We start from the raw sequence: 17,728 nt of genomic DNA, 5'->3' as shown, positions 1-17,728 counted from the left end.
TAATAAGAATATTGTAATCAAAGTCTAAAAATTTTCTAGTTTAATCCGATAGGACTTTAGATTTTCCAATGAAGTTTCCGATTTATAATCAAAAATTTCTTCGTGTTGATTGCGCTCTTTTTTTAAACTTATTTGTTTAATACAATTACAAAATCGTTTTATTTCCTGGTCATTGGAAAGTATTAAACCCGGAACCAAGACACTTTTTTCGTTTTCGTCTTTAGCAACCATGGTAAAATAACTCGAATTACAATGTTTTACTTTCCCATTCTGAATATTTTCGGACTCTACTCGAATGCCAATAATCATCGAACTTTTACCTACATAATTCACACTGGCTTTCATGGTTACGAGTTCTCCAACTTCAATCGGATTTAAAAAATATACAGTATCAACGGAAGCCGTTACGCAATAATGCCCCGAGAATTTAGAAGCGCAGGCAAAGGCAATTTGATCAAGCAAAGATAAGATATAACCACCATGAATTTTGCCGCTAAAGTTTGTATGCGACGGCAACATCAATTCGGATATTGTGATTTTTGATGATTTTACGGTTTTGAAGAACTCACTCATCTTTTTCTGATCTTATTAAAATATTTTCGGGTAAAGATTTCTTGGCTTTAGCTCCCATTTTTTTAAGTTTTTCGACGCTGTTTACCAAATTTCCTTTACCGTCCACTAGCTTGTTCATAGCACCTTGATATTCTACTTTGGCTTCGTCCATTTTTTTACCGATTTTCACCAAATCACCCACAAAGCCCTCAAATTTATCATACAAAGCTCCCGCTTGTCGCGCAATTTCTAAAGCGTTTTCTTGCTGTTTTTGATTCGTCCACATACTGTCAATAGTTCTTAATGTAGCTAGTAAAGTGGAGGGGGTAACAATCACAATATTTTTTTCAAAGGCTTTGTTGTATAACGAATTATCTTCGTTCAACGCCAAGGCAAAGGCAGATTCAATCGGTATAAACAGCAGCACAAAATCGGGACTTTCCATGTGATACAAATCCTGATAATTCTTTGCGCTCAATTGGTCTACATGGCGCTTCAACGCCATAACATGTTCTTTTAAATGTTGTGCTTTTTCGGTGTCGTCTTCTGCATTTATATAACGTTCGTACGCGGTCAAAGTAACTTTAGAATCGACTATCATTTTCTTTCCGTCAGGTAAATTAATCACTACATCTGGAAAAACGCGGTTACCTTCTTCGGTTATAAAACTTTGCTGTACTTCGTATTCGCGACCTTTTTCTAATCCTGATTTCTCTAAAACTCTTTCCAATATCAATTCGCCCCAATTGCCTTGCATTTTACTGTCACCTTTCAATGCTTTTGTTAGGTTCAGCGTTTCCTTGCTCATTTGTTCATTCATTTCGCGTAATCCTAAAATTTGCTGGCGTAATGCTGCGTGATAATCGATACTTTCTTTATGAGTGTCTTCGACTTTCTTTTCAAATAATTGAATTTTATCTTGTAACGGAGTTAGAATGTTCTTAAGATTTTCTTTGTTTTGTTCGGTAAATTTATTGGTTTTTTCTTCAAGAATTTTGTTGGCCAAATTTTCAAATTCTTTGGTAAATTTTTCTTGTAATTTTTCAACTTCGTTTTTTTGTTCTTGATTGCGTTCCCAAAGATTTTCAAAATCAGTTTCCTTTTTAGATAATTGAATTGCCAACGATTCTTTCTCGGCTCGAATGTTTTCTCGTTCTTGTGCCGTTTGATGGATTTGATTTTTCAGTTGGTCAATTTGTTGTAACAAACCGTTTATTTTTTCTTCCAACGAAGCTTTTTCTGATTTCGAATTCGCTACAAAAAGTATTTTTCCAATAAATATTCCGATGGTCAAAGCAATGGTAAAGGCTAGAATGATGTATAAAAAATTTGCCATAAATTGTAGATGATTTTGGTAAAAATAAGCAATAAATTGAAATTCACTATTCTAAAAATGTATTTTTGTATCAAATATAATTCATGCAGCATCACTTTCTTTTACACAAGCCACACGGTTATTTAAGCCAATTTATTTACGAAAAAAAACGACCTAAAAAATTACTCGGCGCGTTATACAATTTTCCCGAAGGCACTATGGCAATTGGTCGATTAGATGAAGATTCCGAAGGATTGCTTTTGCTTACCACTGACGGAAAGATGAGTGAAATGATAAGAAGCAAATCGGTCGAAAAGGAATATTACGCTCAAGTGGACGGGATTATTAACCAAGAGGCTGTGATGTACTTAAAAAATGGTGTCGAAATTGGTTTCAAAGGTATTCGTTATACTACCAAAAAATGTGAAGCCAAACTTATTGTAGCACTTCCAGAATGCATAGCAAAAGGTAAAAAAATTAGAGAAGAACGTCATGGACTAACTTCTTGGGTTTCGATAACGGTAACCGAAGGTAAATTTAGACAAGTCAGAAAAATGACAGCTGCAGTAGGATTTCCCACTTTGCGATTAGTAAGAATTCGAGTAGGCGACATACATTTGCAAAACCTGAAAGCTGGTGAAGTTCTCGAAGTTTCCAGCTTTTTTACAAATAACCAAATAACCAAATAACCGAATTAACTAACATGCTCAACATTGTTTTAGTAGAACCCGAAATCCCAAACAACACTGGAAATATTGGTCGTCTTTGTGTTGGCACCGAAAGCCGTTTGCATTTAATTCATCCGTTTGGTTTCAAAATTACCGACGCTAATTTAAAACGTTCCGGTTTAGATTATTGGGTGCATCTCGATTGGCATCAATATCAAAATGTTGCGGAATGGATGACTGAAATTAAAGATAAATCAAGAGTTTTCTTGATGAGTTCGCATGCCACAAAATCAATATATGAAACCAATTTTAAGGATGGAGATTGGTTGGTTTTTGGAAAAGAAAGTGTTGGTTTAAGTCAGGAATTTTTAGCACAATTTGACAATCACATAACGATTCCGATGTCTAATTTGATTCGAAGTTATAATATTGCCAATTCGGTTGCGTTTGTAGTTGGTGAAGCTAAAAGACAGATTAGGGTGAAAGATTAACGATTTTTGATTTCAGAATTAAAAAGCACAAACTTCCCTTTTAAGCCATCAAAAGTTATAGAATCATCGTTGAACAGCGTATTAAAAACACTTTTAGAAATCAAATTACAAGGCTGATCCTGAAACACATTATTTTCGGTCATCACTATCATTTCATCCGAAAGTTGGATTGCTAAATCAATATCGTGGGTTGAAAATAGTATGCATTTATTGGTTTCCTGTGATAGCTTTTTCAACAGTTTAAAAACTGATACTTTATGTTGTAAATCTAAATGTGTTGTTGGTTCATCCAGTATGATTAATGGCGTGTTTTGAGCCAATGCTCTGGCGATTAAAACAATTTGTAATTGTCCGTCACTAATTTCATAATGTTTTTTGTCAAGTAAATGTTCAGTGCGCGTCAGTGCAACTGCCTGATTAATTTTCTGAAAATCATCGTCCGAAAGTTTCCCCAGCCAATTAGTGTAAGGTTGTCTTCCTAAAGCTATTAGTTCAAAAACCGTCAAATTGCTTGGTGGCAATTTTTCGGTTAAAACCAAACTTAAATTTTGTGCCAAAACTAAAGCTTCGTATTGATGAATATCTTTTTCGTTCAGCGTAACAGTTCCGGCTAGCGGTTTTTGAATTCCAGTTACAGTTCGTAATAAAGTTGATTTTCCAATACCATTTCCACCAACTAATGAAATTAATTTTCCTTCCACAAAAGTCAGGTTGAGGTTTTTAGCAATGATATGTTTTTCCTTTTTGGATTGGTATCCAATGGATAAATCTGAAGTGGAAAGTATGATTTTATTTGAATTCATTACTGGATACTTTTCTTTCTGACAATTAACCAAATCACTATTGGAGCACCAATAATTGATGTTATGGCATTGATGGGTAAGGTAAAATCAAAACCAGGCATTTGTGAAATCGTATCACAAAGTAACATTATAATCGAACCAATAAGCAGTGTTGCAAAAAACAAAATTTTATGATTACTCGTTTGAAATAACAACTTTCCCAAATGCGGAACCGCTAACCCAACAAAGGCAATTGGTCCAGCAAATGCAGTTATGCTTCCCGCCAAAATACTGGTAGCGAATATGATACAATATCGCGCTTTTTTGATATTCAATCCCATGCTTTTTGCATAGTTTTCGCCAAGTAGTAACGCATCCAAAGATTTTAAGGAAAGCAGGCTGAACACTAATCCAAGTAGTATACAAATGCTTAAAATGGAAATATTCTGCCACGATAAATTTCCGATGCTTCCCATAGACCAAAACGTATATTTCTGCAATTGCTCCGCCGAACTAAAGTACGTAAACACACTAACGATAGCACTGGTAAAACTACTAAACATCAATCCCACGATTAATATTGACATCGTGTCGCGCAAGCGTTGTGAGACTATTAAAATCATCAGCAACACCATCAAACTCCCAATGCAAGAAGCCAAAATTATTCCGTAAGACGACAATAAAAACTGCGAAAAAATAGCCGGTAAAAACCCAGCCCCAAGTATAACAAAAGCAACGCCTAAACTTGAACCCGAACTCAATCCAAGCACATAAGGCCCGGCTAATGGATTCCTGAATAAGGTTTGCATCAACAAGCCCGAAATGGAAAGCCCGATGCCAACGAGAATCGCCGTGATAGCTTTCGGTAAGCGAAAATTAATGATAATATACTCCCACGTTTCTTTTGAAGCATGACTGCCAAATAAACTTCTGAAAACATCCTTCATCGGAATGGCAACCTGACCCATTGAAATGTTCATCAGTAAGGTCACTAGTAAAAGCATTGATAAACCCGAAAACAATATGGTATTTCTGTTCTTCACTATTTTAACTTCTCAAAGAAAAAAGGTTCATAACCCGGTAACAATTCGGGATGCAAAATCTTGACGATATCCTTTAACACAATATCTGGACGGTTTGGCGCTAATTCATAATAAAGAATACCACCTGTTTTTCCTTTTTTTCTGCTGAAAGAATATACATTTTTGTTTCTGAAAGCGTCAAATTCAGCGTAATGTGGATTCATATCCGTCATTTCTTTTAAAGTCGAAAACTGACCGGAAGTAATCCAGATATCTGCGGTTTTTGCTTTTTCAAAAACGGTTTCAAACGACAAGGACAAACTGCCTGTTCCACTGGTTTCCTGCCATAAATAATTACCATTTGCCTGTTTGAGAAGCAGACTTCCCCAACTTGTTCCTTTTGGTAAATACCATCGGTCTTCATACATATCACCCGCCAGAATTGTGGGCGTAGCAATGGCTCTTTTTGCAACTTCAATAGTATTTAAATAGTCTTTTTCAATTGTGGTAAAGATTTCGTCAGCTTCTTTTTGTTTGCCATAAAGTGCTCCGAAAAACTTGATCCATTCGGCTTTTCCCAACGCAGTTTCCTCGTTCCAGTCGCCATTGAGCATTACTTTTAATCCGCTTTTCTGCAGATTATCCAACGTTGGATTTTTGTTGTCAATGCCATAGCCAATAATAACATTAGGTTGCAAACTGAGAATGATTTCGGTATTTAAATCATGATTGTTCCCCAGTTCTTTTACATTGCCGGCGTCAATTCGCGCTCTTACTTTTTCTGAAGAAATATAATCGGCATGCGGAAAACCAACCAAAGTAGTGACTTCATCAAGCATTTCCAATGATGGAATATGTGTTGTTGAGGTAACGACTATTGTTTCTATAGGAATTGGTATAATCAGGTTTTGTTTCAGATTGTCAGGCACAATTCCATCCTTTTCTTTAAGAATGTAAGTATAGGTTTTGGTTGCTTTTGGCCACGGATTTTTAACGGTTACCACCGAATATCCATCGTAGTTTTGAATCGAAAAACCTTTGGCATAATGAACGCTGTTCTCGGAAATGATGGCTGTTTCTGATTTGCTTTCGTTTTTGCAGCTTAAAATAAAAAGCAGAATAAACGGCAATAAAATTTTTGGTTTGATAGATTTCATATAGCTTGTTTGCAAGTGTTGCAAAGTTATAGGTAAACCCCTAAAAAATAATTTTTATTTTTTTACCAATTTATAATTGGCTATCTGCCCACTGTCAAAATTGAGATTAAGGATGTAAATTCCGGCACTCAACTGTGAAGATTGATTGTCTAAATCCGATTTTGATGAAGTTGAAACTATGGTTTTTCCTGTGATATCAATTATCGAATAATCAGAAATGGTTTGCTCTGTTTGAATATCAAAATTGTATGAAAATGGATTAGGTGAAATAATAGTTTTTGGTTTTGTAAATTGATGATTGGAAAGTAGAAAACCAGCAGTTACATTTTCTGTAGTTTCAATTACCGAAGTGTAATTATTCAAAGCAATTTTCAAAAGATTCTTATCGCAGTTGCAAACAACATCATAATATCGCAACGTGTTATTTACTGTTGATGAAGGATAAGTTTGCGCATAATAAAACACACTAAAATTCTGAAAAATAAGACTTAAATCAGCATCGTTAGTAGTAACAATATTTCCATTAAAACCAGCAGGAGCGCCAATATTTGAATCTATTAACTGAAGTCTTACTGCATCACTAAAAGAACCCCAATCAGAAATATGCACAGACTCTATAACACTTGAATAGGCTAATAAATCTGCAATAAATTGTGGTGGATAGGTACCGTATACACTAATCATTCTATTCATGTAAGGATAATAGGGATGTGCATATTTGTTAAGATAACTAGTAACATTGTAAGCTTGCAAAATCGCATTCAATCCAGCATCATTTGAATTGCTTGCCTGGGAGGTGTTTATATAATTTGGATGCCCAATGTTTTCATTTACCAGACGAATCTCAATATCTGGTTGTTGGGCAAACATAAAATTTGAAACTAATAAAATCAGCAATAACTTTTTCATAATCATGAATTTAGAAACTTATGTAAAGCTAAGAAAATATTTTCATTTTAAATCAATTTTCTATGTTACATTTGCACCCGAATTAAGGTTGCGATTTTAGTTTTTCAAAATCGCATTAAAAGGGAATTTGGATAAATACCAAAGCTGTTCCCGCAACTGTAAGCTATTAAGCTTGTTGTTATCTACAAAAACCATTGTCCCAATTTCGGGATGAGAAGGTCAACAACAAGACGCAAGCCAGGAGACCTGCCTCATTCATCAGAGTAACAAACTTTCGGGAAAAAAGGTTTGGGTATGGGTAAATTCTATGCTTTTCTCCCACAATTGTAATTAATCAATTTGTTTAAAATTAACGTATTTATCTCTCTGTGCATCTTTGAGCTCCTTCGTGTATTTCTGTGATTTTTTGTTTCAAAGAGCCTCACAGAGCTAAAATGGAGAATTACAAAGATTTTAAGTTTATTGATTGTATTTTAAATTTTTAAAATGAAAAAAACAGTAAAAGCAGTTGCTATTTTGGCACTGTTAAACACTTGTGCGTATGCTCAAGTTAAGGATTCTACGAGAGTGAATCCATTGGATGAATTGGTAATTTCCGACACCAAATTTGCACAAAGCAAGGAAAAATCAGGAAAAGTTATCGAAGTAATCACTTCTGTAGATTTAGCCAAAAAATCAGGGCAAAGCTTAGCTACAGTTTTATCTCAGGTCGCAGGAGTTGAAATCAACGGAAACCAATCGGCTAATGGGAAAAACCTGGGCTACTACATTCGAGGAGGAAGAAATCGACAGGTTTTAATTGTAATAGATGGAATTCCTGTGACCGATGCATCAGGAATTTCGATGGAATATGATTTAAGATTATTACCCGTCGACCAGGTGGAAAGTATTGAAATTATGAAAGGTGCCTCCAGCACACTCTACGGAACTGGAGCGGCAACTGGAGTGATTACAATTACCTTGAAAAAAGCTTCCAACAAAGTTCTTCGAGGAAATGCGTATGTAAATATTGGGTCGAATAATACCGCCGATAATCACAAATACAACGGTCAAGATTTTAATCAAGGTTTGTCATTTAATGGAAAATATTTAAAAGTAGATTATTTGACCAGTTTGAACAGTACTGAAACCAATGGAATGTCCGAAGCAAAAGGTGAAAATTATGAAAACGACCGTTTTTCAAGAATTGCTGTCAATCAAAAAATTGGCGTTGCGTTAACTTCAAAGTTGCGTGTTGATTTTTTTGGAAATTATGACCGATTAAAAAATGCTTTCGATGATTCTTATAACGGAGTTTCATCTTCTGATAATTTGTTTAATCAAGGAAAAACAGAGCAATTTAGAGCAGGATTTTCATCAAAATACAAATACAGTAAAGGAGAATTTGTAATCAATTCGGGTGCTTCCAGCAGTAAACGCAATTTATTTGTTTTTAATTCTGAATTTGAATATAAATCCAAAAATATAAATGTAGATGCATTTAATAAATTCAATTTCTCGAAACAATTTTTTGCATTGTTGGGAACACAATACCAGTTTAGTGAAATGAATTTTGATTCTGAATTTAGCACTATAGACCATAAAAATGCCAAGTTTGCTATAGTTGATCCCTACACAACGGTGGTCTACAATTCTGCTTTTGGTTTTAACTTAAATGTGGGCGTGCGAATAAACAATCATAGTGTTTATAACAGTCACGCGGTATATAATTTTAATCCGTCTTATACGTTTGGTAAAAAAAATCCAATTAGATTATTAGCCTCTTATTCTACTGCTTATATCACGCCAAGTTTGTATCAATTGTATGATGCTTATTCGGGAAATATTCATTTAGAACCAGAAGAAAATAGCACCGTCGAAGCTGGTTTTGAAATACAACTTTGGTCTAAAAAAGTTACTTTAAATACAGTTGCTTTTTTAAGAAATGAAAAAAATGCTATTGATGTTGATGCCAATTTTGTGTATTTCAATATTGAAGGGAAAAACAAAGCGAAAGGGATTGAAACATCAATTTTACTGGCGGTTACCTCAAGATTATCTATGAACGCCAATTATACTTTTAATGAGTTAGATGAACCGTTGCAAAGGTTAAATCCAAAACATAAAGTGAATGCGGCGATGAATTATCAGTTTACTAATCGTTTTTTTGCAGGAATTAATTATCAATATTTAAGTTCTAGAATAGATGCTTTTGGTTATCCAGCGCAGTTTGTAAAACTTGATGCGTACAGATTGTTTAATGCCACGTTGAAGTATGAATTAATCAAAAACCGATTGACTGTTTTTGGAGCAGCAACAAATATTTTTAATGAAGAATTTGTCGAAAATATTGGTTATTCTACCAGAGGAAGGAATTTTAAAGTGGGGTTGAATATTGTTTTATAAGCAATAAAAAAAAGGCTAGCTGAAAAGTTAGCCTTTTAAATTTCAAGGTTTGTATTGTTCTATTTTAGTTAAAACTTCTTTCAGTAATGCTGGTTTATTAGTACCTATCAATATTTTTGAATTATCGGTAGTTGTTAGTTGCAGTCCTTGGTTTCCAGAAACATTTAAAGCTTTTCCATTTCCAAATAAACCATATCGGATTCCCCAACCGCCATATTCTGTTATTGGGCTGTATTGACGGACATAAATTTTGTATAGCTTGTCCCAAGTATATTTTCGATACGTTATTTGTATTGGAAAAAACCGAACATAGATGCCATCATTTTTAATCGTAGTTTGAAGTTTAAAAAATCTAAACAAAATGGTCAAGAAAAACAGTATCAAAAATCCAATATACAATGCAGTGTCACTTGCTGGATTGGTACCAAATGGTTTTTTTAAAATAATTTGTTGATAAATCCCGTAAACAAATATTCCATTTAATACGAGCAGTAGCAACCAAAGCCACCATTGTTTAAAGTGTTGTTTTTCAGAAAACACTATTTTTTCATCCATTGTTTTGTTAGTTGTTTTTAAACGATATTTTTTCGCCGCCGCTTATTTGGTTAGAAATGTACAACATTAACTCATTAGGTTATAATAATTTTGAGTTTATAAGGAGGTACATTTATAATAATTTAAATAACTCATTATGAAAACTTTATTCAACATTCGTACAGGCTTATTACTATTCATAGCTTTGGTAGTTGTAGTGTGCTCATTAGGTCAATATGCAAATTCAGGCACTCCTAGTGACAGAACAGGAACTAATGGTGCTACAAACGGTTCAGGAAAAGCACCAAAAGGCAATGCGCACGCTTTCAAAAACTGGCAACTTCCTATATTCAAGGCAGTTATTTTATTACGATTTTGTTGCGTTTATGTTTAGGATTGTTACGTGTAATGCTTGATTTGCGAACATTACACAAATATATAAAACATTCCAAAAAGTTAAACCTATTTATTATCAAGATACATTTCACTTTGTAAAGGATTTAACGATTTAGCATCGGTAAAATCCCGTTCAAAAACACTTGGTACTTGAGGTGTCATTTTGCCGCTGGAAATGATGCGATTAATGGCGGCATTTAGTAAAGGTTCATCGGTATTACCCAAAATACCTAGACTGTTCAAATTTTCGGGCAATGAGATAGTCGGTGAAATCCCGGCTGCATAATCGCCAAAATTATCTTTGTTTACAATTTTAAGTACAATGGGTTGCATGGCGTATTTATGATTGGGATTCACGTTGGTTTTGGAAAAAGTTGGCGAATCATACAAAGTTATGGATCCAACATTTTTGCCAGTCGTTAAATCGCCAATTTGAACAACTTGTATGTATGGTTTTAAACAGTTTACGACCAATTCGCTTGCAGATGCAGTTGCCTTTGTAGTTAAAATATATACTTTGTTGAGATGTAATCCGTTCAAACTCGCAATAAATTTATTTTCTAGAGATCCTGGATTGTTTGATAGAAAATAAGCTTGAGCTTTTGCATTCCATTGTTGTTTAGCAAATAATTGTCCGGGAAACTGTCCTGTAATCATGCTAGCCAATTTGGTTGCCGAATTGATTGAACCGCCCGAATCATAACGTAAATCTAATACCAAATCAGTTACATTTTGTGCAACAAAATTTCCAAACACAGTATTTAATTGGTCGTCATAGCTGGGATAAAAACCGTTGTACATCAAATAGCCAATATTGTGCGTTCCTTGATGGATTACAGTATTAATAAATATTGGGTTTTCAGAAATATTCGTTTTAGTAAGCGTTATTGATTGTCCATTTGGAGTAATATTTCCATTATCATAATCGGCAAGGTTAATGGTGTATGTAGTATTAGCCAAAAGGGTTCTATAATTGTCTTTAGTTAGTGGCGTTCCATTAATGGCATAAAAAATATTTCCACGCTGAATAGATTTAGTTGCTGCATCTGAATTGGGAATTATATAGCGTACCCATCCATAAACGGATGTTTGCGTAGCATCTTTAAATTTTAATCCATAATCCATACCATTATTGAGTGTATTTCCAGATAGAATTCCTTCTAGTAAAGAATAATCGCTAAAAATAACACTAAACCTGTCTATTGTTATAGATACACGAAGATGATTGAACAAATCTATTGGTGTTACAAATGTCTCCAGAAAAGTGTTAAGCTCCGTTTGATTTGCAAATCGAGTATCGGCTAAATCCGGAACATCTGCTTGCCATAAATAGTATAAATTCATTCCTTTCCAAACAAAATCTTTAATTTCAACACTACTCGGAACGGCATTGTCATTTATATCGGTGCAACCAATAGGAACTACAAACAATAATAGTAATGACAAGGAGATAGCAATTTTTTTCATAACAGCTTTTTATTTTAATAAATGTAAATTTACGAAGTTTACAGTGATAATGTAGTTTTGTTTGTAACAAATAAAATTAGCATTCGTCTTGACCCTATACCAACCAATCAAATACGTTTTTGATGAACCAAAATGAGTTTATGCATCTGGTAAATCCGTTTAAGGATAGACTTTTTCGAATGGCAAAACGATTGCTTGTAAGCACTGAAGAAGCCGAAGATGCAACTCAAGAGGTACTATTAAAATTGTGGAATAGAAATGAAAATTTGTACGAATATAAGAGTATAGAAGCTATGGCGATTACGATGACTAAAAATTATTGTTTAGATCAGTTAAAATCGAAACGCGCCAGTAACATGACCATTGTTCATAATAATTTCACCGATAGAGAAGCTAGTTTACAACAAAAAGTAGAAGATAACGACACTTGGAATTGGGTTGAAAAAATAATAAATGATTTGCCCGAACTCCAAAAGCTAATAGTTCAAATGCGAGATATTGAAGAAATGGAGTTTGAAGAGATTAGTAAAATTTTAGAGATGAAAGAGCAGGCCATTCGAACTGCATTATCAAGAGCAAGAAAAGTAATTAGAGAAAAAATGATAAAAACACATCATCATGGCATTGGATAGAATAGAAAAATTAGTAGAAAAATACTTTGAGGCAGCCACCAGTATTGCTGAAGAAAAGGAATTGAAAGATTATTTTGCTTCTTCAAATGTTGCTCCTCAACTAGAAGAATACAAACCAATATTTAAGTATGTTGTTCAAGCAAAAAAAGAGAGGTTTTTGTCAACTTTACCTTTGAAAGCTAACAAAAGTAAACGCCTAATTTGGTTATCATCTGTTGCATCTGTTACAGTTTTACTTGGCGTGAGTGTGTTTACTTTCAATAATTATCAGCATCAAAAATCAGTTGATACTGGAACTATTAATGATCCCGAAATAGCTTTCAGAGAAACACAAAAAGCGTTGGCTATGATTTCTGAACATGTAAATAAAGGCATCGGAAGTATGAATTATATAAACGAATATGAACAATCCAAAAACAAAATTTTTAAATAATAAAAATCAGAAATCATGAGAAAATTAATTTTATGTTTAGTAGTAGTATTAAATGCAAATACCTTTTTTGCACAAACAATCTTCGATAAATTTGAAGATCAAGACGGCATAACTTCAGTGGTGGTCAACAAAAAAATGTTTTTGCTTTTGAGTAAAATGAAAGTAGAAGATAAAGCGACACAGCAATATGTAAACTTGATTAAAAAGCTTGATAATTTGCGCGTTTTTGTTACAAAAAGCGACAAGAAAGCAGATGAAATGAAGGCGGTTTCAGATAAATATATTAAATCTGCATCGCTTGAGGAGTTAATGAAAGTCAACGAAAAAGGAAAAAGTGTCAAAATATTTGTAAAATCTGGAAGCACAGATTCGCAAATCAAGGAATTAATGATGTTTGTGCAAGGTTCAGGAAATGAAGAAACAGTTTTGATGTCATTGATTGGCGATTTTGATTTGAATGAACTCTCCATTTTAACGGACAAAATGAAATTACCTGGAGGTGATGAGTTGAAAAAAGCCTCAAAAGGCAAAAAATAAAAATATGTGAATAGTATTTTTTCTAACCACTATTTTTGCTTCACTATTAATGATGAGTTGCACCGGTGAACCTACACTTCAAAAGTATTTTGTTGACAACTCAAATAAGAAGGATTTTATTGAGCTAGATCTTGCGTCAACATTCATTAATACTGATAAAATGCAACTTACAGCAGACCAAAAAACAGCATTGGAATCATTTAGCAAAATGAATATTTTGGCATTCAAATTAGATAAAAATAATAAAGTAAACTACGATGTTGAAAGTCAAAAAGTAACCGCAATTTTAAAGAATAAAAAGTATCAAGAACTGATGAAAATAGGTTCAGGAAAAGATGACGCTTCAGTAAGTTTTGTAGGAGATGAAAATCACATCAATGAGTTCGTGCTTTTTGCAAAAAAGAAAGAAACCGGATTTGCAGTGGTTAGAATTCTTGGGAAAGACATGAATCCTAATAATATTATGAACATGATTTCCTTATTAAAAAGTTCTAATATCAATTTGGAACAATTAAAACCATTGCAAGATCTGATAAAACAATAATATTGGAGGAGAGGTTAGTTAATTTAATAAGAAAAGTCCCGAAGATATTTCGGTACTTTTCTTATTTTTTAAAATATTTTAATGGAACTACGAGCATCCCAAAACATTCACCTTTTTCTTTACCAATGTGTTTGTGATGAATCTTATGTGCTCGCCGAACCGCTTTCGCATAACGATTATCTGCATTTCTGAATATCTTAAATCGTTGATGAATAAAAATATCGTGCACCATGAAATATGCCAAACCATAGGTAAAAATTCCCAGTCCAACGGCAATGCCTAAATCGAAAATACCTTTTTGCCAAAGTAGAAAGCAGCCAATACTTACCACGGCATAAAAAATAAAAAAAGCATCATTACGTTCAAACCAAGAATCGTGATCTTTCTTGTGATGGTCCGCATGAAGGTTCCACAAAAAGCCATGCATAATGTATTTATGACTAAACCATGCCATAAATTCCATGATGAAAAAAGTAATAACAAAAACAATAATTTGTAGGTACATAATATTTATAATAAATTCAATCTATAATTAACATAACACTTCGCCAAAAGTACAAATTTTTGATAATCAGGAACACGAATTCTAGTATTTTTGATTTCTAATGAAGGTGTCTTTTTTAATTTTGACAACAACTTTTTGTAATAAACAAAGGCTGTATAAACGCCAAATTTAGCTTCAATAGGAAGTTGTAAAATACCTTCAAAACCAACTCTAAAATCGGCTTCAATTTCTTTAATAATCTCGTTTTTAGAATATTCATCCAGTCTTGATAAATCTGTATTTGGGAAATAAGTTCTATTCAAATCTTCGTAATCAGCTTTTAAATCGCGAAGGAAATTTACTTTTTGAAATGCTGAACCAAGTCTCATTGCTGAATGTTCTAACTCTTGGAATTTTTGGTCATCGCCATTCACAAAAACTTTCAAGCACATAAGTCCTACTACATCGGCAGAGCCATAAATATATTCGTTATATTCTTCAAATGATTTATAATCTGTTTTATACAAATCTAATTTCATGCTTTTCATAAAAGCGTCAATCATGGTTTGTGGAATTGTATATTTATGAACCGTATGCTGAAAAGAATTTAAAATCGGGTTCAAACTGATTTTATTTTCTAAAGCAGCTGTTAAATCGTTTTCAAACATGTCAAAAAGTAATGTTTTGTTGTAGTCATGAAAAGTATCTACAATTTCATCTGCAAAACGAACAAATCCATAAATATTATAAATATCCTGACGTATGCTTGGAGCAAGCATTTTTACAGCAGCAGAAAACGATGTGCTATAGGATTTGGTAACATTTCTGCTACAATCAAAGGATATGGTATCAAAAATAGATTTCATAATGTTTTGTAAAATTAATAATTTTTTTGGATAAGTTCAGCAACTAATTTTCCTGAAATTAAAGCAGGAGGAACTCCCGGACCAGGAACAGTTAATTGCCCTGTAAAATATAAATTGTCGACTTTTTTACTTTTCAATTTAGGTCTTAAAAAAGCTGTTTGTAATAATGTATTTGCCAAGCCATAAGCGTTTCCTTTATAGGAATTGTAATCTTTTATAAAATCGTTTACACAAAAAGATTCTTTAAAAATTATGAAATCTTTCACTGATTGTTGTGTCAGTTTTTCAAAACGAGATATTATTTTTTCAAAAAATTCTTCTCTTATTTGTGGAGTATCTTCCAATCCTGGAGCTAAAGGTATCAAAAATATTCCAGCTTCCTTACCTTCAGGTGCTGCATTGCTATCTGTTTTAGATGGGAAACTAGCATAAAAAAGAGGTTCGTCAGGCCATTTTGGACTGTCATAAATGTCCCGCGCATGAACATCAAAATCTACATCAAAAAATAAAGAATGATGCTCTACATTTTTAATTTTTTTATCAAAACCTACATAAAATAATAGAGAAGAAGGTGCGAAAGTTCTATTCTCCCAATACTTTTCTGAATAGCCACGATACTCTTGATTTAATAAACTCTCACTGTGATGATAATCGGCGCCACTTAAAATAACATCTCCTTTTATACTTTCACCATTTACTATTATAGCATTAGCGTTACCGTTTTCAACTGTTATTTTTTCTATGTTTGAATTGGTATGTATTTTAACGCCGAGTTCTACAGCTAATTTTTCCATAGCCAAGATAACGCTGTACATTCCATTTTTTGGATGCCAAGTTCCCAAACCAAAATCAGCAAAATTCATAAAACTATAAAATGATGGTGTGTCCGAAGGTTTTGCACCAAGAAAAAGTACGGGAAATTCGAGTATTTGGATTAATTTAGGGTTATTAAATTTTTTTCGAATATTTTTCGAAATGTTTCCAAAAAACTGATCAACTTTTTTAGCAGTTTCAAGCGTAATTAGTTCTAAAGGAGATATACCAGGACGATAAACCAAATCTTTTATAGCAATATCATAATTACTTTGTGCTTCTTTCATAAATGCCGCTAACTTTTTACCGCTACCTTTTTCAATGTTTTCAAAAGTTTCGATTATTTGAGGTAAATTGTCTGCAATAGTAACAAAATCGTTTACACCAAAATAAACCTGATAGGCAGGAGCAAGTTTTATCAGATCATAATAATCCGAAGGTTTTTTGTTAAAATCAGCAAAGAATCGTTCAAAAACATCAGGCATCCAATACCAAGTTGGACCAATATCAAATATAAAACCTTCTTTTTTTAGTTGACGTGCTCGTCCACCAATGGAAGAATTTTTCTCGTAAACAGTAACGTTGTGTCCTTCTTTAGCAAGATAGCATGCAGCTGCTAGTGATGAAAAACCGGAACCAATTATTTTAATTTCTTTGTTCATAATGTGCAATAAAAGTACAAAAAGCGAAACAGTAACTAACAGTTATGTTATTATGCTGTCAACTAATTCTTTTATGTTTTTAAATGTTGTGATTTTTTCCGAAAGTAGCCTAGCATCAATATTTTCAGTCATTCTTCCAATGAGCCATAAACTGGCTGTTTCATCTAATATTTCCTCACTAATTTCTTTTATATATTTATTAATATTCTCTTTGTCAGGCTCAACGGTTGTATAACAAATGTAAGTAATATTGTTAAAATATTTCTTCATATCCTTCAAACTGTCAATTGGAAGGCTTTCACCAAGATAAATACTTTTATAACCATGATTTAAAATTTCATAATTAAGATACATTAACCCTAATTCATGAATTTCATTCATTGGAAGGTATAAAACAAAGATTTTTTCTTTATAAATTGGTTCTTTTGTTTGAACAATTTCAGTATTGTTCAAAAGCTTTTGTTTAATAAGGTATGAAATAAAATGTTCATGCGCGGGAGAAACTGTCCCAGCTTGCCACAATAACCCAATTTCTTCGATTAGAGGGATGAATACTTCGTAAAATACATCTCTAAACGATTTTTCAGCGAGTAGCTTATTGTAAGTGTTAAAAAACAAGGTATGATCAAAATTCATCATAGCCATTTTGAATGAACTTATAGCATGATGTTTAACGCTTTTATCTGATATAATCTCATTGACTAGTTCAGGAATTCTTTCATTGGAGAGTTTTGAGATACTAGAGATCTTGTAACCATGATTGTGGAGCAAAGTGATGTTTAATAATTTTTGAAGACTCTCCAAATCATACAATCGAATATTAGTCCCTGTTCTCATTGGTTCAAGAACACTATATCTTTTCTCCCAAATTCTGATAGTATGAGCTTTAATACCTGAGAGATTCTCTAAATCTTTAATGCTAAAAACATTTTTAATGTTGTTGGAAATGATAGAAGACCCGAAAACATATATCAACGCTCCCAAAGGGGAAGGCTTTATTATAGAACACGCAAGATGGCTAAAACACGCCTTCATTTTAAGTGTTTTAACTGGCAGACGCAGAGAGGAGCTCTGTACAA

At 33.2% G+C, this 17,728-nt stretch carries 20 protein-coding genes and 1 riboswitch; of the genes, 8 read left to right on the top strand and 12 right to left on the bottom strand.

The window, feature by feature from the left end; genetic code table 11:
- Positions 1-24: 24 nt before the first annotated feature.
- Positions 25-573 (bottom strand): acyl-CoA thioesterase, encoded by a 549-nt coding sequence (locus Q0Q96_RS00280; protein ID WP_293870118.1) that lies wholly within the window; start codon positions 571-573, stop codon positions 25-27.
- Complete coding sequence (rmuC, locus tag Q0Q96_RS00275; protein WP_293870116.1) at positions 566-1,888, bottom strand: DNA recombination protein RmuC; 1,323 nt, start codon at positions 1,886-1,888, stop codon at positions 566-568. Before rmuC ends, Q0Q96_RS00280 begins: the two co-directional genes overlap by 8 nt.
- Positions 1,889-1,971: 83 nt before the next feature.
- Between rmuC and Q0Q96_RS00270 the strand changes: the two genes are divergently transcribed.
- The gene (locus tag Q0Q96_RS00270) at positions 1,972-2,556 is read left to right on the top strand and encodes a pseudouridine synthase (protein WP_293870114.1); all 585 of its coding nucleotides are present in this window, start codon (positions 1,972-1,974) and stop codon (positions 2,554-2,556) included.
- Between the two features lie 14 nt (positions 2,557-2,570).
- Positions 2,571-3,026, top strand: coding sequence for a tRNA (cytidine(34)-2'-O)-methyltransferase (locus Q0Q96_RS00265; RefSeq protein ID WP_293870112.1), 456 nt, complete (start codon positions 2,571-2,573; stop codon positions 3,024-3,026).
- Here Q0Q96_RS00265 and Q0Q96_RS00260 read toward each other — a convergent pair.
- From Q0Q96_RS00260 to Q0Q96_RS00245, 4 genes are read right to left on the bottom strand one after another with little or no spacing between them, the layout of a single operon-like run.
- On the bottom strand, positions 3,023-3,829 hold the full coding sequence (locus Q0Q96_RS00260; RefSeq protein ID WP_293870110.1) for an ABC transporter ATP-binding protein: 807 nt from the start codon (positions 3,827-3,829) through the stop codon (positions 3,023-3,025). The genes Q0Q96_RS00265 and Q0Q96_RS00260 overlap by 4 nt on opposite strands.
- On the bottom strand, positions 3,829-4,812 hold the full coding sequence (locus tag Q0Q96_RS00255; protein ID WP_293870165.1) for an iron ABC transporter permease: 984 nt from the start codon (positions 4,810-4,812) through the stop codon (positions 3,829-3,831). The genes Q0Q96_RS00260 and Q0Q96_RS00255 overlap by 1 nt, the downstream gene beginning before the upstream one ends.
- Positions 4,813-4,850: 38 nt before the next feature.
- Positions 4,851-5,987 carry an ABC transporter substrate-binding protein gene (locus Q0Q96_RS00250; RefSeq protein WP_293870108.1) on the bottom strand — a complete coding sequence of 379 codons (1,137 nt, stop codon included), beginning with the start codon at positions 5,985-5,987 and terminating at the stop codon, positions 4,851-4,853.
- A gap of 54 nt (positions 5,988-6,041) precedes the next feature.
- Entirely contained in the window at positions 6,042-6,896 is an 855-nt protein-coding gene (locus Q0Q96_RS00245; RefSeq protein ID WP_293870106.1) for a T9SS type A sorting domain-containing protein, read from the bottom strand.
- Between the two features lie 68 nt (positions 6,897-6,964).
- Positions 6,965-7,165: riboswitch (cobalamin riboswitch) on the top strand.
- Between the two features lie 217 nt (positions 7,166-7,382).
- On the opposite strand from Q0Q96_RS00245, the gene Q0Q96_RS00240 reads away from it, so the two are divergent.
- A complete protein-coding gene (locus Q0Q96_RS00240; RefSeq protein WP_293870104.1) occupies positions 7,383-9,281 on the top strand; it encodes a TonB-dependent receptor plug domain-containing protein in 1,899 nt (632 codons plus the stop codon).
- Between the two features lie 42 nt (positions 9,282-9,323).
- Here Q0Q96_RS00240 and Q0Q96_RS00235 read toward each other — a convergent pair whose 3' ends face one another.
- Positions 9,324-9,836: a hypothetical protein gene (locus Q0Q96_RS00235; protein ID WP_293870102.1), complete on the bottom strand. Its 513-nt coding sequence runs from the start codon at positions 9,834-9,836 to the stop codon at positions 9,324-9,326.
- Between the two features lie 136 nt (positions 9,837-9,972).
- On the opposite strand from Q0Q96_RS00235, the gene Q0Q96_RS00230 reads away from it, so the two are divergent.
- Positions 9,973-10,209, top strand: coding sequence for a hypothetical protein (locus tag Q0Q96_RS00230; RefSeq protein ID WP_293870100.1), 237 nt, complete (start codon positions 9,973-9,975; stop codon positions 10,207-10,209).
- 68 nt (positions 10,210-10,277) lie between these two features.
- On the opposite strand, the gene Q0Q96_RS00225 is transcribed toward Q0Q96_RS00230, so the two are convergent.
- Positions 10,278-11,678: a S41 family peptidase gene (locus Q0Q96_RS00225; protein WP_293870098.1), complete on the bottom strand. Its 1,401-nt coding sequence runs from the start codon at positions 11,676-11,678 to the stop codon at positions 10,278-10,280.
- Positions 11,679-11,800: 122 nt separating this feature from the next.
- Here Q0Q96_RS00225 and Q0Q96_RS00220 point away from each other — a divergent pair, with 122 nt between their 5' ends.
- From Q0Q96_RS00220 to Q0Q96_RS00205, 4 genes are read left to right on the top strand one after another with little or no spacing between them, the layout of a single operon-like run.
- Positions 11,801-12,310 carry a sigma-70 family RNA polymerase sigma factor gene (locus Q0Q96_RS00220; protein ID WP_293870096.1) on the top strand — a complete coding sequence of 170 codons (510 nt, stop codon included), beginning with the start codon at positions 11,801-11,803 and terminating at the stop codon, positions 12,308-12,310.
- Positions 12,297-12,743, top strand: a complete 447-nt coding sequence (locus Q0Q96_RS00215) for a hypothetical protein (protein ID WP_293870094.1) — start codon at positions 12,297-12,299, stop codon at positions 12,741-12,743. The genes Q0Q96_RS00220 and Q0Q96_RS00215 overlap by 14 nt, the downstream gene beginning before the upstream one ends.
- Positions 12,744-12,758: 15 nt before the next feature.
- Positions 12,759-13,280, top strand: coding sequence for a DUF4252 domain-containing protein (locus Q0Q96_RS00210; RefSeq protein ID WP_293870092.1), 522 nt, complete (start codon positions 12,759-12,761; stop codon positions 13,278-13,280).
- 49 nt (positions 13,281-13,329) lie between these two features.
- Complete coding sequence (locus Q0Q96_RS00205) at positions 13,330-13,824, top strand: DUF4252 domain-containing protein (protein ID WP_293870090.1); 495 nt, start codon at positions 13,330-13,332, stop codon at positions 13,822-13,824.
- Between the two features lie 61 nt (positions 13,825-13,885).
- Here the strand turns inward: Q0Q96_RS00205 and Q0Q96_RS00200 are convergent, their stop codons facing one another.
- Genes Q0Q96_RS00200 through Q0Q96_RS00185 form a run of 4 tightly spaced genes read right to left on the bottom strand, consistent with a single transcriptional unit; the run spans position 13,886 to position 17,684 of the window.
- Positions 13,886-14,329, bottom strand: coding sequence for a sterol desaturase family protein (locus tag Q0Q96_RS00200; RefSeq protein WP_293870088.1), 444 nt, complete (start codon positions 14,327-14,329; stop codon positions 13,886-13,888).
- A 5-nt stretch (positions 14,330-14,334) separates the two neighbouring features.
- Positions 14,335-15,174, bottom strand: coding sequence for a phytoene/squalene synthase family protein (locus tag Q0Q96_RS00195; protein ID WP_293870086.1), 840 nt, complete (start codon positions 15,172-15,174; stop codon positions 14,335-14,337).
- A gap of 14 nt (positions 15,175-15,188) precedes the next feature.
- Positions 15,189-16,649 carry an oleate hydratase gene (locus Q0Q96_RS00190; RefSeq protein WP_293870084.1) on the bottom strand — a complete coding sequence of 487 codons (1,461 nt, stop codon included), beginning with the start codon at positions 16,647-16,649 and terminating at the stop codon, positions 15,189-15,191.
- Positions 16,650-16,691: 42 nt separating this feature from the next.
- On the bottom strand, positions 16,692-17,684 hold the full coding sequence (locus Q0Q96_RS00185; RefSeq protein WP_366068680.1) for a MerR family transcriptional regulator: 993 nt from the start codon (positions 17,682-17,684) through the stop codon (positions 16,692-16,694).
- Positions 17,685-17,728 lie beyond the last annotated feature (44 nt).

This window comes from Flavobacterium sp., assembly GCF_025352015.1.
GTDB lineage: Bacteria > Bacteroidota > Bacteroidia > Flavobacteriales > Flavobacteriaceae > Flavobacterium.
Note: the sequence above shows the minus strand (reverse complement) of the source record. Positions and strands in the feature narration are given on the sequence as shown.

What these genes read in the sequence shown, in the direction of transcription:
- Q0Q96_RS00230 (WP_293870100.1), top strand. Translation starts at nt 9,973, where the DNA reads ATGAAAACTTTATTCAACATTCGTACAGGCTTATTACTATTCATAGCT.
- Q0Q96_RS00205 (WP_293870090.1), top strand. Translation starts at nt 13,330, where the DNA reads ATGATGAGTTGCACCGGTGAACCTACACTTCAAAAGTATTTTGTTGAC.
- Q0Q96_RS00190 (WP_293870084.1), bottom strand. Translation starts at nt 16,649, where the DNA reads ATGAACAAAGAAATTAAAATAATTGGTTCCGGTTTTTCATCACTAGCA.
- Q0Q96_RS00195 (WP_293870086.1), bottom strand. Translation starts at nt 15,174, where the DNA reads ATGAAATCTATTTTTGATACCATATCCTTTGATTGTAGCAGAAATGTT.
- Q0Q96_RS00240 (WP_293870104.1), top strand. Translation starts at nt 7,383, where the DNA reads ATGAAAAAAACAGTAAAAGCAGTTGCTATTTTGGCACTGTTAAACACT.
- rmuC (WP_293870116.1), bottom strand. Translation starts at nt 1,888, where the DNA reads ATGGCAAATTTTTTATACATCATTCTAGCCTTTACCATTGCTTTGACC.
- Q0Q96_RS00245 (WP_293870106.1), bottom strand. Translation starts at nt 6,896, where the DNA reads ATGAAAAAGTTATTGCTGATTTTATTAGTTTCAAATTTTATGTTTGCC.
- Q0Q96_RS00215 (WP_293870094.1), top strand. Translation starts at nt 12,297, where the DNA reads ATGGCATTGGATAGAATAGAAAAATTAGTAGAAAAATACTTTGAGGCA.
- Q0Q96_RS00225 (WP_293870098.1), bottom strand. Translation starts at nt 11,678, where the DNA reads ATGAAAAAAATTGCTATCTCCTTGTCATTACTATTATTGTTTGTAGTT.
- Q0Q96_RS00200 (WP_293870088.1), bottom strand. Translation starts at nt 14,329, where the DNA reads ATGTACCTACAAATTATTGTTTTTGTTATTACTTTTTTCATCATGGAA.
- Q0Q96_RS00280 (WP_293870118.1), bottom strand. Translation starts at nt 573, where the DNA reads ATGAGTGAGTTCTTCAAAACCGTAAAATCATCAAAAATCACAATATCC.
- Q0Q96_RS00260 (WP_293870110.1), bottom strand. Translation starts at nt 3,829, where the DNA reads ATGAATTCAAATAAAATCATACTTTCCACTTCAGATTTATCCATTGGA.
- Q0Q96_RS00185 (WP_366068680.1), bottom strand. Translation starts at nt 17,684, where the DNA reads ATGAAGGCGTGTTTTAGCCATCTTGCGTGTTCTATAATAAAGCCTTCC.
- Q0Q96_RS00255 (WP_293870165.1), bottom strand. Translation starts at nt 4,812, where the DNA reads ATGCTTTTACTAGTGACCTTACTGATGAACATTTCAATGGGTCAGGTT.
- Q0Q96_RS00270 (WP_293870114.1), top strand. Translation starts at nt 1,972, where the DNA reads ATGCAGCATCACTTTCTTTTACACAAGCCACACGGTTATTTAAGCCAA.
- Q0Q96_RS00235 (WP_293870102.1), bottom strand. Translation starts at nt 9,836, where the DNA reads ATGGATGAAAAAATAGTGTTTTCTGAAAAACAACACTTTAAACAATGG.
- Q0Q96_RS00265 (WP_293870112.1), top strand. Translation starts at nt 2,571, where the DNA reads ATGCTCAACATTGTTTTAGTAGAACCCGAAATCCCAAACAACACTGGA.
- Q0Q96_RS00250 (WP_293870108.1), bottom strand. Translation starts at nt 5,987, where the DNA reads ATGAAATCTATCAAACCAAAAATTTTATTGCCGTTTATTCTGCTTTTT.
- Q0Q96_RS00210 (WP_293870092.1), top strand. Translation starts at nt 12,759, where the DNA reads ATGAGAAAATTAATTTTATGTTTAGTAGTAGTATTAAATGCAAATACC.
- Q0Q96_RS00220 (WP_293870096.1), top strand. Translation starts at nt 11,801, where the DNA reads ATGAACCAAAATGAGTTTATGCATCTGGTAAATCCGTTTAAGGATAGA.